Below are 13,026 nucleotides of genomic sequence, written 5' to 3'. Positions count from 1 at the left end.
ATGTGCTGCATTATTGCTCGTGACGCTTAAACACCAGTTCTCCACTCCCTGATGCCTCTTCATCAAAGAAATAGCCGTCGCTGTTAAACGCAGTCAGTTGCTCAGGCTTCGTCAGGCGATGTTGAATAATGTAGCGACTCATCAGGCCGCGGGCTTTTTTGGCATAGAAGCTGATGACTTTGAATTTGCCGTTCTTCTCATCAAGGAATACTGGTTTGATCAGTTCTGCATTCAGTTTTTTCGGCTTCACGGATTTAAAATACTCGTCTGAGGCGAGGTTAATCACCACATTATCACCTTGTGCTTCCAACGCTTCGTTAAGCTTATCGGTGATAGTATCTCCCCAGAACTGATAGAGGTCTTTACCCTTCGCATTGGCCAGACGAATGCCCATTTCCAGACGGTAGGGTTGCATCAAATCCAGTGGGCGCAGAACGCCATACAGCCCGGACAGCATGCGTAAGTGCTGCTGGGCGAAATCGAAATCCGCTTCGCTGAAGGTTTCTGCCTGCAATCCGGTGTACACGTCACCTTTGAACGCCAGAATGGCCTGACGCGCATTGTCCGGTGTGAAGTCTGGCTGCCAATCATGGAAACGAGTCGCGTTCAGATCCGCCAGCTTATCGCTAATTCCCATCAGCTTGCCGATCTGCGGCGCAGAGAGTTGACGCGCCACGTGGATTAACTGTTGGGAGTGATCCAGCAGTTCAGGCAGCGTATGGCGTGTGGTAGCCAGCGGGCTTTGGTAGTCGAGCGTTTTTGCAGGTGAAATCAGAATCAGCATATCCAGTCCTTGCAGGAGATTTACTGCGACTTTAGCAAAAAAAACGACAGAATTGATCGATGGTTGTGATTGCCGCGCTAACTGCGCGGCGTTTCATCCCAGCTATCCGGTGCAAGCTGTTGTCTGATCTCAGGATAACGGCGCGGATCAAATTCCGGGCGCACACCGAGTTTGCGCTGACGCAGATAGTCGCTGGCAAGGGTATGAACAACCGGGGAGAGCAGCAGAATCGCCGTCAGGTTAGTTATCGCCATACAGGCCATGATGATGTCGGCGAGCTGCCAGACTAGCGGGAAACTGACTAAGGTGCCTGCGATCACGGTACTGACGGTAGCAATGCGCAACAGCCAGATAACCCGGATATTGTCCAGACGTAAAAAGACCAGGTTGTTTTCCGCGTAAATGTAGTTAGCCACGATAGAGCTGAAAGCAAACAGAATCACAATAAATGCGACAAACCCAGCCCCCCATTCGCCGGTCAGTGAGACCATGGCCTTCTGCATCAACTGGATGCCTTCCATTGGAATATAGGTTGTGCCATTCCCCGCCAGAAGAATAATCATGGCGCTGGCTGTGCAGATAATTAGCGTATCACCTAATACACCGATCATTTGCACAATGCCTTGCGCCGCGGGATGCGGTGGCCAGGAGGCAGCTGAAGCTGCTGCGTTAGGTGTTGATCCCATTCCCGCTTCATTAGAGAACATACCGCGTTGAAAACCGCTGGCAATGGCCTGACTCAGCGTATAACCGGCCGCGCCGGCAGCAGCTTCCTGCCACCCTAAAGCACTTTTTACGATGTTGACGATGATCTCGGGGATCTGCCCGATATGCCAAAGACAGATAGCAATGCTGCAACCGACCCACAGCAGCGCCATGATCGGCACAAACCATTGCATCAGACGGGCGACACCTTTAATACCGCCAATGATCACCAGGAATGACAGTATCGCCAAAGCGATGCCGGATGCGAGGGGAGGGATGTCGAACGCAAATGCCAATGCGCGGGAGACAGAGTTTGCCTGTACGCTGTTAAAAATCAGGCCGTATGCGATGAGCAAAAAGAGGGCAAAGAGTACGCCCATCCAGCGCATCCCCAGACCGCGCGCCATATACCATGCTGGCCCGCCGCGGTACTGCCCCTTACTATCGCGTTCTTTATACAGTTGCGCGAGTGAGCACTCGGCAAAGGAGGTCGCCATGCCAATGATCGACGAGACCCACATCCAGAAGACGGCCCCTGCGCCACCCGCGGCGATCGCCAGGGCAACCCCAGCGAGGTTTCCGCTGCCAATACGAGCAGCGAGACTGGTACATAATGCTTGAAACGAGGTTAAGCCACCCGGTTGTGGGCTGAGGCTGTTTTTAAGACTTTTGCCAAAATGGCGAATGTAGCGAAACTGAACAAACCCGGTACGCCAGGTGAACCAACATCCTGCACCAAGCAGGAGGTAGATCATCACCGATCCCCAGAGTATTTCATTAATAAACGAGAAAAAATCAGGCATTAACATCCCTCTTGTTGATGCCGGTACGCGCGAATATTCCCATGTAAGCGCTACCAATTATCGAACAGTATATACCTTGTCAGGAGATTGATTGCGGGAGTTTACCATAACAATGGATATAACCTTTAATTGCGCATCAGGGGCTTTAAGATGCGTAATCGGGAATGAGCAGTGAGTTGGACAATCCCGGCGGTTGCGCTGAGAGTGCGTCGTGCTATCATCAGGGAAGATCGGTTACATCCCCCTAACAAGCTGTTTAAAGAGAATCGCTATCATGACGGACAAATTGACCTCCCTTCGTCAGTTCACCACAGTAGTGGCCGACACCGGAGACATCGCGGCAATGAAGCTGTATCAGCCTCAGGATGCCACAACTAACCCTTCTCTCATTCTTAACGCAGCGCAGATCCCAGAATACCGCAAGCTGATCGATGACGCTGTGGCATGGGCTAAGCAGCAGAGCGACGATCGTGCTCAGCAGATCGTCGACGCGACGGACAAACTGGCGGTAAATATCGGTCTGGAGATCCTGAAACTGGTCCCGGGTCGTATCTCTACTGAAGTTGATGCTCGCCTGTCCTACGACACCGAGGCATCTATCGCGAAAGCGAAACGTCTGATCAAACTGTACAACGATGCTGGCATCAGCAACGATCGCATTCTGATCAAACTGGCTTCTACCTGGCAGGGTATCCGTGCTGCAGAGCAGCTGGAAAAAGAAGGTATCAACTGTAACCTGACTCTGCTGTTCTCCTTCGCGCAGGCGCGTGCATGTGCTGAAGCTGGCGTATACCTGATTTCTCCGTTCGTTGGCCGTATTCTTGACTGGTACAAAGCCAATACTGACAAGAAAGAGTACGCACCGGCAGAAGATCCGGGTGTGGTTTCCGTAACGGAAATCTACGAGTACTACAAACAGCACGGTTACGAAACCGTCGTCATGGGCGCAAGCTTCCGTAACATCGGCGAAATCATTGAGCTGGCGGGCTGCGATCGTCTGACGATTGCTCCGGCACTGCTGAAAGAGCTGGCGGAAAGCGAAGGCGCTATCGAACGTAAACTGTCCTTCTCTGGCGAAGTGAAAGCGCGTCCTGCACGCATCACTGAAGCTGAGTTCCTGTGGCAGCACAACCAGGATCCGATGGCTGTAGACAAACTGGCGGACGGTATCCGTAAGTTTGCTGTTGACCAGGGTAAACTGGAAAAAATGATCGGCGATCTGCTGTAATCATTAAGGCGTGGCCCTGATATGGGTCACGCTACCTCTTCTGAAACCTGTCTGTCCTTCCCTTCGCAGTGTATCATTCTGTTTAACGAGACTGTTTAAACGGAATAATCATGAACACTTTACGCATTGGCCTGGTTTCCATTTCCGATCGCGCCTCCAGTGGCGTTTACCAGGATAAGGGTATCCCTGCTCTTGAAGAGTGGCTGGCATCGGCTCTGACTACCCCCTTTGAGCTGCAAACGCGGTTAATCCCGGATGAGCAGGCAATCATCGAGCAAACGTTATGCGAACTGGTTGATGAAATGAGCTGCCATCTGGTGCTGACCACCGGTGGTACCGGTCCGGCACGCCGCGATGTGACGCCTGATGCCACGCTGGCTGTTGCCGATCGCCAAATGCCTGGGTTTGGTGAGCAAATGCGCCAGATTAGTTTGCACTTTGTACCGACGGCGATCCTTTCCCGTCAGGTTGGGGTCATTCGCAAGCAGGCGCTGATCCTGAATCTGCCTGGGCAGCCGAAATCGATCAAAGAAACGCTCGAAGGCGTAAAAGATGCTGACGGTAAGGTTATCGTGCCGGGTATCTTTGCAAGTGTACCGTATTGTATACAGTTGCTGGATGGGCCGTATGTGGAAACTGCGCCCGCTGTCGTAGCATCTTTTCGCCCTAAAAACGCAATACGCGATACAAACGCCTGAAAGTAGTCTATTCGTGATATAAATGGCAAACGCGGTGGAGTATTGAATTGTTTACGATATAGTAATTTTTGATTTACACATATCGCCAAAACGTTCAATGACTCCACTGACTCATGGTTTGCTATGTCACAACATTCTCGACCGCTGAATCGCCAGGATTATAAAACCCTAACGCTTGCTGCCCTCGGTGGAGCGTTGGAGTTTTATGATTTCATTATTTTTGTCTTCTTTGCCGCCGTCGTTGGCGAACTCTTTTTCCCCACAGACATCCCGGAATGGCTACGTCAGGTGCAAACCTTCGGTATTTTTGCCGCAGGCTATCTGGCGCGTCCGCTCGGCGGCATCATCATGGCGCACTTTGGCGATCTGGTCGGGCGCAAGAAAATGTTCACCCTGAGCATTTTGCTGATGGCAATACCGACACTGGCAATGGGTTTGCTACCCACTTACGCCTCAATGGGGATTCTGGCTCCGCTGTTGCTGTTGTTGATGCGTATTTTGCAAGGCGCAGCCATTGGTGGCGAAGTTCCGGGGGCGTGGGTATTTGTGGCTGAACATGTACCGGAACGTCGCATTGGCATCGCATGCGGAACGTTGACTGCTGGGCTGACGGTGGGGATTTTGTTAGGTTCGGTGGTTGCGACGCTGGTGAATACCACGCTGACGCAGCAGGCAGTGCATGACTACGGCTGGCGTATCCCTTTCCTGTTGGGCGGGGCGTTTGGGCTGGTGGCGATGTATTTGCGTCGTTGGCTGCAGGAAACACCTATCTTCCTTGAAATGCAGCAACGTAAGGCGTTGGCGCAGGAACTGCCGGTGAAGTCGATAGTCAGTAAACATAAAAAGGCCGTGGTCATTTCAATGCTGCTGACCTGGTTGTTATCAGCCGGGATTGTGGTGGTGATTCTGATGTCGCCCGTCTGGTTGCAGAAACAGTATGGGTTTGCCCCCGCGCTGACGTTACAGGCGAACAGTGTCGCCACCATTATGCTGTGTATCGGGTGTCTGCTGGCTGGATTTATTGTCGACAGGGTTGGTGCCAGCAAAACCTTTATTATCGGTAGCCTGCTGCTGGCCTGTTCCAGCTGGTTCTTCTATCACCTGACCGGTAGCCACCCTGAGTATCTCTTCCTGTTGTACGGGCTGGTGGGGTTGTGTGTTGGTGTTGTGGGTGCAGTACCTTATGTCATGGTGCGGGCGTTCCCAGCAGAAGTGCGCTTTACCGGCATCTCCTTTTCCTACAACGTTTCCTATGCCATTTTTGGTGGTCTGACGCCGATTGCAGTAACAATGCTAATGAGCGTGTCGCCAATGGCTCCGGCCTGGTATGTGCTGGCGTTGTCGCTGGTGGGATTAGGTCTGGGGATTTGGCTGCGACAGGATATTTATCATCGTGATGCGAGCGTGCAGGGGGAGCTACAGCGCTTGTAAGGAATATCCCCCCGTAAGGGGGGATAACGTCGATTAGTGCGCTTCACCAATCGGCAGGATGGTACGACCAAACTGTTCGTTCAGTACTTCACCCATCGCCAGGTAAATGGCGCTTGCGCCACACACCAGGCCAATCCAACCTGCAACATGGATAATGGCTTCGTTACCGACAATGTTGCCAACAGCCAGCAGCGCGAACAGCACCGTCAGGCTCAGGAAGACAAACTGTAATGCACGGGCGGCTTTCAACGTTCCGAAGAACATGAACAGAGTGAACACGCCCCACAGACCCAGGTATACGCCCAGGAACTGACCATTTGTTGCATCTGCCAGGCCCATTTTCGGCATGATCAGGATCGCAACCAGCGTCAGCCAGAAAGAGCCGTAGGAGGTAAAGGCGGTTAAACCGAAGGTATTGCCTTTTTTATATTCCAGCAGGCCGGCAAAAATTTGCGCGATACCGCCGTAGAAAATTCCCATCGCCAGAATAATAACGTCAAAGGCGAAGAAACCCGCGTTGTGCAGGTTAAGCAGAATGGTGGTCATGCCAAAGCCCATCAGGCCCAGCGGTGCCGGATTAGCCAACTTAGTGTTGCCCATAATTCCTCAAAATCATCATTGATTGAATGGTGAAATAGTTTCCCCGAATAACGATCACAGCCTTCGGGGCGCGGCATGATAATCAGGGGAGAGAGGACTGTCTATGATCTAATAAGGGGAAAATGAATTATTTTCCCCTGTGACGAGCATCACGCTTGTGAGGTGTTGATTATTCGGCGCAGACAGGCGATTTGCAGCACGGCCGGAATGGTGACCCGATAGGCACTTCCACTCACGGCTTTTACCCCGTTTAAGGCTGCACCCACGGGGCCTCCAAGCCCTGCGCCGCGCAGGAGTCCGTGTCCGATGACGCTAACAGCAGCGTGTGTACGCAGAATCCGGGATAACTGGCCAGAGAGCAGGTGAGACACTCCTTTCGCCAGATTGCGGTCTTTCATTAATAGCGGCAACAGTTCTTCCAGCTCGGAGACTTTTGCATCGACCGCCTGCAGAAATTCTTGCTTATGCTCAGCATCCATTTTTTGCCAGGTATTTCGCAAAAAATGTTCCAGCAGATATTGTTCAATTTCGAACGTAGACATCTCTTTATCTGCTTTGAGCTTTAGCCGCTTTGAGACATCCAGCAAAATCGCCCGGTATAATTTCCCGTGCCCGCGCAATTTGTTGGCAATACTGTCACCGCCGTAATGTTGAAGCTCGCCAGCGATTAATTGCCAGTTGCGGCGGTGCTGTTCCGGGTGTCCTTCCATCGATTTAAACAATTCGTTATGACTCAGAACGCTCGACAGACGGGCTTTCCCTTTTTCGTTGTGGGTAAGTAAACGCGTAATGTCGGCGAGCTGCTCCTCACTACAATGCTGGAGAAAAGCGAGATCGTCGTCATTCAAATACGTGACATTCATACTGAGTTCTACTTATGCAGAAGGGATTAGTCGTCGCCGATGATTTTCAACGTTGCCATATCAGACGAGTTTACCGACTGACCAGAGAAGGTAATTTTGGATACACAGCGTTTGTTGTCGTTGTCGCTATTAATATTGATCCAATTGGTGGTCTGTCCCTCTTTAATGGATGAAGGGACATTCAGGCTTTGACTGGACATGCGTGCAGCTTTGAAATAAACAGATGCACCGTTCAGATGAATATCGCCACGGTCAGCGGTAAGCTGGATGCGTTTCACTACACGACAAACGGGGATTTTTAGTGCCAGGTCGTTGGTTTCATTTCTGGGCATCGCAATCATGCCGAGAACTTTATGATCGTTAGCGTGCGCGGCGCTGCTCAGTAGAAGACCCGCCAACAGGCTGGTGGGAAGCGTTAATGCGGCTTTCATGGTGTTTCTCTTTGACGGATTCAAAAATGTGTTCGTTGCCATCATCTTAACGCTGCCAGAAAAACGATTCATTCCTGTAATCTTTTCTTTTTATTACAATTTTTTGGTGAATGGCTGATTTTTTATTATTGGTTTTATGAATAAATTTTGAGTGGTGATTATTCGCAATTGTACTTTTCAACCGTTTTTCCCTCATTTTATTGCCACGACGCTAAAAAAAATTTTCATGCCCCCCTTGATGACGTGGGTTACGACCCCATCTTGTAGACAACCGCAGTGGTGAGTCTGAAAAAAAACGATTCAGGGTAGTTGAAACCGCACGTTTCGCCCTTATTACAGATTCACAACCACATGATGACCGAATTTTTAGTGGAGACGTTTAGATGGGTAAAATTATTGGTATCGACCTGGGTACTACCAACTCTTGTGTAGCGATTATGGATGGCACTACTGCACGTGTGCTGGAGAACGCCGAGGGCGATCGCACCACGCCTTCTATCATTGCTTATACCCAGGATGGTGAAACTCTGGTTGGTCAGCCGGCTAAACGTCAGGCAGTGACAAACCCGCAAAACACCCTGTTTGCGATTAAACGCCTGATTGGCCGCCGCTTCCAGGACGAAGAAGTACAGCGTGATGAAGCCATCATGCCGTACAAAATCATCGGTGCTGACAACGGTGATGCATGGATTGATGTAAAAGGTCAGAAAATGGCACCGCCGCAGATTTCTGCTGAAGTGCTGAAAAAAATGAAGAAAACCGCTGAAGATTACCTGGGTGAACCGGTAACTGAAGCCGTTATCACTGTTCCTGCATACTTTAACGATGCTCAGCGTCAGGCAACCAAAGACGCCGGCCGTATCGCAGGTCTGGAAGTTAAACGTATCATTAACGAACCAACCGCCGCAGCACTGGCCTACGGTCTGGATAAAGAAGTCGGCAACCGTACTATTGCGGTCTATGACCTCGGTGGTGGTACTTTCGATATCTCTATTATCGAAATCGACGAAGTTGACGGCGAAAAAACCTTCGAAGTTCTGGCAACCAACGGTGATACCCACCTGGGTGGCGAAGACTTCGACAGCCGTATGATCAACTACCTGGTTGACGAATTTAAGAAAGATCAGGGCATTGACCTGCGTAACGACCCGCTGGCGATGCAGCGCCTGAAAGAAGCCGCTGAGAAAGCAAAGATTGAGCTGTCTTCCGCTCAGCAGACCGACGTGAACCTGCCGTACATTACTGCAGACGCGACCGGTCCGAAACACATGAACATCAAAGTGACCCGTGCGAAACTGGAAAGCCTGGTAGAAGACCTGGTGAACCGTTCTATCGAGCCGCTGAAAGTTGCTCTGCAGGATGCTGGTCTGTCTGTTTCTGACGTTCAGGATGTCATCCTGGTCGGTGGTCAGACTCGTATGCCAATGGTTCAGAAGAAAGTTGCTGAGTTCTTCGGTAAAGAACCACGTAAAGACGTTAACCCGGATGAAGCTGTGGCAATCGGTGCTGCTGTTCAGGGTGGTGTATTGACCGGTGATGTGAAAGACGTACTGCTGCTGGACGTTACCCCGCTGTCTCTGGGTATCGAAACCATGGGTGGTGTGATGACCGCACTGATCGCGAAAAACACCACCATCCCGACCAAGCACAGCCAGGTGTTCTCTACCGCTGAAGACAACCAGTCTGCGGTAACCATCCACGTGCTGCAGGGTGAACGTAAACGTGCTGCTGATAACAAAGATCTGGGTCAGTTTAACCTGGATGGTATCAGCCCGGCACCGCGCGGTATGCCGCAGATCGAAGTGACCTTCGACATCGATGCCGACGGTATCCTGCACGTTTCCGCGAAAGATAAAAACAGCGGTAAAGAGCAGAAGATCACCATCAAGGCTTCTTCTGGTCTGAACGAAGAAGAAATCCAGAAAATGGTTCGCGAAGCAGAAGCGAACGCGGAATCTGACCGTAAGTTCGAAGAACTGGTTCAGACTCGCAACCAGGGCGACCATCTGCTGCACAGCACGCGTAAGCAGGTTGAAGAAGCCGGCGATAAACTGCCAGCTGACGACAAAACTGCCATCGAGTCTGCACTGACCGCGTTGGAAACTTCTCTGAAAGGCGAAGACAAAGCGGATATCGAAGCGAAAATGCAGGCACTGGCGCAGGTTTCCCAGAAGCTGATGGAAATCGCTCAGCAGCAGCATGCACAGCAGCAAGCGGGTGCAGCAGGCGCTGATGCTTCTGCAAACAACGCGAAAGATGACGACGTTGTCGACGCTGAGTTTGAAGAAGTGAAAGACAAAAAGTAATCGCCCTGATGCAGGGTAATTAATCGGCACGGGCGTAGAGATCTCTCCACGCCCGTGCTTGTATGTTAAAGGGCTGAAAAACAACAATGGCAAAGCAAGACTATTACGAGATTTTAGGCGTTTCCAAAACAGCGGAAGAGCGTGAAATCAAAAAGGCCTACAAGCGCCTGGCCATGAAATTTCACCCGGACCGCAACCAGGGTGATAAAGAGGCCGAAGCAAAGTTCAAAGAGATCAAAGAAGCCTACGAGATCCTGACTGATGCGCAAAAACGTGCGGCTTACGATCAGTACGGCCATGCAGCATTTGAGCAAGGCGGTATGGGCGGCGGCGGCGGTTTTGGCGGCGGGGCTGACTTCAGCGATATCTTTGGTGACGTGTTTGGCGATATTTTTGGCGGCGGTCGTGGTCGTCAGCGCGCCTCACGTGGTGCTGATTTACGTTACAACATGGATCTCACTCTGGAAGAAGCCGTGCGTGGCGTCACCAAAGAGATCCGCATTCCTACGCTGGAAGAGTGTGACATTTGCCACGGTAGCGGTGCGAAGTCAGGCACTCAGCCGCAGACTTGTCCAACCTGTCATGGTTCTGGTCAGGTGCAGATGCGTCAGGGCTTTTTCGCCGTACAGCAGACCTGTCCACACTGTCAGGGCCGCGGTACGCTGATCAAAGATCCGTGCAACAAATGCCACGGTCATGGTCGTGTAGAGAAAAGCAAAACGCTGTCCGTTAAGATCCCGGCTGGTGTTGATACTGGTGACCGCATCCGCTTAGCGGGTGAAGGTGAAGCGGGTGAGCATGGCGCACCGGCAGGTGATTTGTACGTTCAGGTGCAGGTGAAACAGCACCCAATTTTCGAACGTGAAGGCAATAACCTGTACTGTGAAGTGCCGATTAACTTTGCGATGGCTGCACTGGGTGGCGAGATTGAAGTCCCGACTCTGGACGGCCGTGTGAAGTTAAAAATTCCGGGTGAAACGCAAACGGGCAAACTGTTCCGTATGCGTGGTAAAGGCGTTAAATCTGTTCGCGGTGGTGCACAGGGCGATCTGCTGTGTCGTGTGGTGGTTGAAACCCCAGTGGGTCTGAACGACAAGCAGAAGCAGCTGCTGAAAGATTTGCAGGACAGTTTTGGTGGTCCAACGGGCGAGCAAAACAGCCCGCGCTCCAAAAGCTTCTTCGACGGTGTGAAGAAGTTCTTTGACGATCTGACGCGCTAATTACTGCATTACATCTGATAAAAAGCCTGGGCCTCGACAGAGTCCCAGGCTTTTTTATTTTAGTATTCAATACTAAAATTGGTTCATTAGCGATAAAAATGAATGTGCAGGATAAATGATGAGAAATGATTTCCTAAGATAAAGATTTTCTTCTATTTTGTTCCCCGACTTACCCGGAGGAATAATGGATAAGATGCTTGTTCAAAGAAATGATTTTGACCTTAATTTAATTAAGATATTTAACGCTGTTGTTGAATCAGGAAACGCTTCCAAAGCTTCTGCCAGGCTATCAATAACACCAGCAGCTGTTTCCCAGTCATTAAGCCGATTACAGAGTATCTATTCGTTTAAACTCTTTGAACGAACCCGTAAAGGACTGACACCGACTAAGAAAGGGTTAGAACTTCATAAAGTCTACTGCCACGTCCTGAATACCATCAACGATACCTATTCTCCTTCAACAGATAATGATAATCCTTCAGTCATAACGGTATTAGGTAACGATATCGTAGAGCATTACTATCTGTCACATTTTATTAATGATAGTAAGTTAACTGCGGCGTATACAATAAATCATTATGCAGTGAGTAAAAATGATAAAACAAAGTTGGTTGATATGCTATTTTCCGGCATGGGAGATATATTAATTAACATTTCTCCGCCACAAGACATGGATATTGAAGTTCATCTTGTGGATGCCTTTAGACAATATGTCTGTATTTGTGGTAAAAATAATCCATTGTCAGTCCTCGATAAAATATCGTTACATCATTTTTATTCCTTTTCGCATGCTGTATATCAATCTGATATATTCTCACCAGATATAATAGATGAGTGTTGCTATTCAACAGGTAACACCGAGAATAAAATGATGCGTAAAATAGGTTATCGTAGTGATTCGATGCTAGGGGTGGTAAACATAGTAGAAACGACAGAGATGATCTGTATTATACCTTCTGAATTGGCCTCTTTTTTTAAGCATTCAATGGGATATCACATTGAAATACTGACACTACCCGAAGAGTTTTTATTTAAAACATTACCTATTTATGCTTCTTTATATAAATATAATAAATACTATGCTGTGCTTCGACAATGGATTTTTATGTTGCAGTCTAAGTATTCATCCATAAAATGATAAGGATATTTTTATGACAATGATAATTGGTTCGGAACCTACTGTTCGAGGTATCATCGAGCTTGAAACGATACTTGCGGTTATCATCGTAAGCGCATGGGGAGGCGTTGTGAGTTACCTCATGAGAGAAACTCGAAGGAGAACGCAGAAAAATATTAAAGGATGTCTAAAACAAGTTGTTATTTCATGTTTTACTGGTTTTTTGCTATCCAGCATTGCCCTTGATAAAGGCGCAGGGACTCATATGATACTTATATTGTCCGGGCTGGGTGGGGTGTTTGCAGGACCTGTATTGAAAATGTTGAAAGATAAGTTAGCACAAATTTTTGTTAAGTGAGTGGTATTGCCCATCCATGGGCATTACTGCTTTATGATAAGTAAAAGTTCAGTACGGCATATAGAATTATTAGCGCGATCAGAGCTATTGTTATAGGATAAATAAAACGATTCTGGAAAATGTGCTGTTTGTTTTCCAAACATTTAATTTCTATATCCCCATTAAGCTGGATCCCCTGACGTGGGATTGTTACAAACAAATTATCAATACCAAAAAACTTCAGGTCTTTTCTGACCAGGTATAGTAGTTGTGTTAAATTTGCATCGTTTATAAATTCACTTCTTTCTTCCCATAGTACAGCTGAAATCTGATTTTTTCTAATCACCAATTCTTGTGCATTAGTTAGAATAAAATCTAAACACTTAGACCGCATGTGGGTAAGTTTTATCGCCCGGGTCCCATCTTTGCTTTTTAACTCATGATTGATGTTATCGTATATACAGCTATTTTTAATAATGTAAATGGTCATTTATATACCAGGT

At 49.0% G+C, this 13,026-nt stretch carries 13 protein-coding genes; 7 read left to right on the top strand and 6 right to left on the bottom strand.

All coding sequences use genetic code 11. From position 1 onward, the window contains the following. Positions 1–10: 10 nt before the first annotated feature. Both yaaA and NNO03_RS09455 read right to left on the bottom strand, forming a co-directional pair. Positions 11–784, bottom strand: a complete 774-nt coding sequence (gene yaaA, locus NNO03_RS09460) for a peroxide stress protein YaaA (RefSeq protein WP_271441690.1) — start codon at positions 782–784, stop codon at positions 11–13. A gap of 77 nt (positions 785–861) precedes the next feature. Then, a complete protein-coding gene (locus NNO03_RS09455; protein WP_271449374.1) occupies positions 862–2,292 on the bottom strand; it encodes a sodium:alanine symporter family protein in 1,431 nt (476 codons plus the stop codon). 274 nt (positions 2,293–2,566) lie between these two features. Here NNO03_RS09455 and tal point away from each other — a divergent pair, with 274 nt between their 5' ends. From tal to NNO03_RS09440, 3 genes are all read left to right on the top strand, one after another. Further along, a complete protein-coding gene (gene tal, locus NNO03_RS09450) occupies positions 2,567–3,520 on the top strand; it encodes a transaldolase (protein WP_271449373.1) in 954 nt (317 codons plus the stop codon). Between the two features lie 110 nt (positions 3,521–3,630). Then, positions 3,631–4,218 (top strand): molybdopterin adenylyltransferase, encoded by a 588-nt coding sequence (mog, locus tag NNO03_RS09445; RefSeq protein WP_271449372.1) that lies wholly within the window; start codon positions 3,631–3,633, stop codon positions 4,216–4,218. A 123-nt stretch (positions 4,219–4,341) separates the two neighbouring features. Continuing rightward, the gene (locus tag NNO03_RS09440) at positions 4,342–5,649 is read left to right on the top strand and encodes an MFS transporter (RefSeq protein ID WP_271449371.1); all 1,308 of its coding nucleotides are present in this window, start codon (positions 4,342–4,344) and stop codon (positions 5,647–5,649) included. Between the two features lie 33 nt (positions 5,650–5,682). On the opposite strand, the gene satP is transcribed toward NNO03_RS09440, so the two are convergent. From satP to NNO03_RS09425, 3 genes are all read right to left on the bottom strand, one after another. Continuing rightward, positions 5,683–6,249 (bottom strand): acetate uptake transporter, encoded by a 567-nt coding sequence (gene satP, locus NNO03_RS09435; protein WP_271449370.1) that lies wholly within the window; start codon positions 6,247–6,249, stop codon positions 5,683–5,685. A gap of 149 nt (positions 6,250–6,398) precedes the next feature. Continuing rightward, positions 6,399–7,112, bottom strand: coding sequence for an acidic protein MsyB (gene msyB, locus NNO03_RS09430; protein WP_271441687.1), 714 nt, complete (start codon positions 7,110–7,112; stop codon positions 6,399–6,401). Between the two features lie 26 nt (positions 7,113–7,138). Then, positions 7,139–7,543: a DUF2541 family protein gene (locus NNO03_RS09425; protein ID WP_271449369.1), complete on the bottom strand. Its 405-nt coding sequence runs from the start codon at positions 7,541–7,543 to the stop codon at positions 7,139–7,141. 383 nt (positions 7,544–7,926) lie between these two features. On the opposite strand from NNO03_RS09425, the gene dnaK reads away from it, so the two are divergent. The 4 genes from dnaK (at position 7,927) to NNO03_RS09405 (ending at position 12,544) form a co-directional block, all read left to right on the top strand. Further along, a complete protein-coding gene (gene dnaK / locus NNO03_RS09420; RefSeq protein WP_016151634.1) occupies positions 7,927–9,849 on the top strand; it encodes a molecular chaperone DnaK in 1,923 nt (640 codons plus the stop codon). 86 nt (positions 9,850–9,935) lie between these two features. After that, entirely contained in the window at positions 9,936–11,069 is a 1,134-nt protein-coding gene (gene dnaJ / locus NNO03_RS09415) for a molecular chaperone DnaJ (protein WP_271442833.1), read from the top strand. Between the two features lie 184 nt (positions 11,070–11,253). Then, the gene (locus NNO03_RS09410; protein WP_271449368.1) at positions 11,254–12,207 is read left to right on the top strand and encodes a LysR family transcriptional regulator; all 954 of its coding nucleotides are present in this window, start codon (positions 11,254–11,256) and stop codon (positions 12,205–12,207) included. 13 nt (positions 12,208–12,220) lie between these two features. Next, positions 12,221–12,544 (top strand): phage holin family protein, encoded by a 324-nt coding sequence (locus NNO03_RS09405; protein ID WP_271442885.1) that lies wholly within the window; start codon positions 12,221–12,223, stop codon positions 12,542–12,544. A gap of 31 nt (positions 12,545–12,575) precedes the next feature. On the opposite strand, the gene NNO03_RS09400 is transcribed toward NNO03_RS09405, so the two are convergent. Next, a complete protein-coding gene (locus NNO03_RS09400) occupies positions 12,576–13,013 on the bottom strand; it encodes a transcriptional regulator (RefSeq protein ID WP_271449367.1) in 438 nt (145 codons plus the stop codon). Between the last annotated feature and the right edge of the window lie 13 nt (positions 13,014–13,026).

The organism is Citrobacter sp. Igbk 16, from assembly GCF_028069755.1.
Lineage (GTDB): Bacteria > Pseudomonadota > Gammaproteobacteria > Enterobacterales > Enterobacteriaceae > Citrobacter.
Note: the sequence above shows the minus strand (reverse complement) of the source record. Positions and strands in the feature narration are given on the sequence as shown.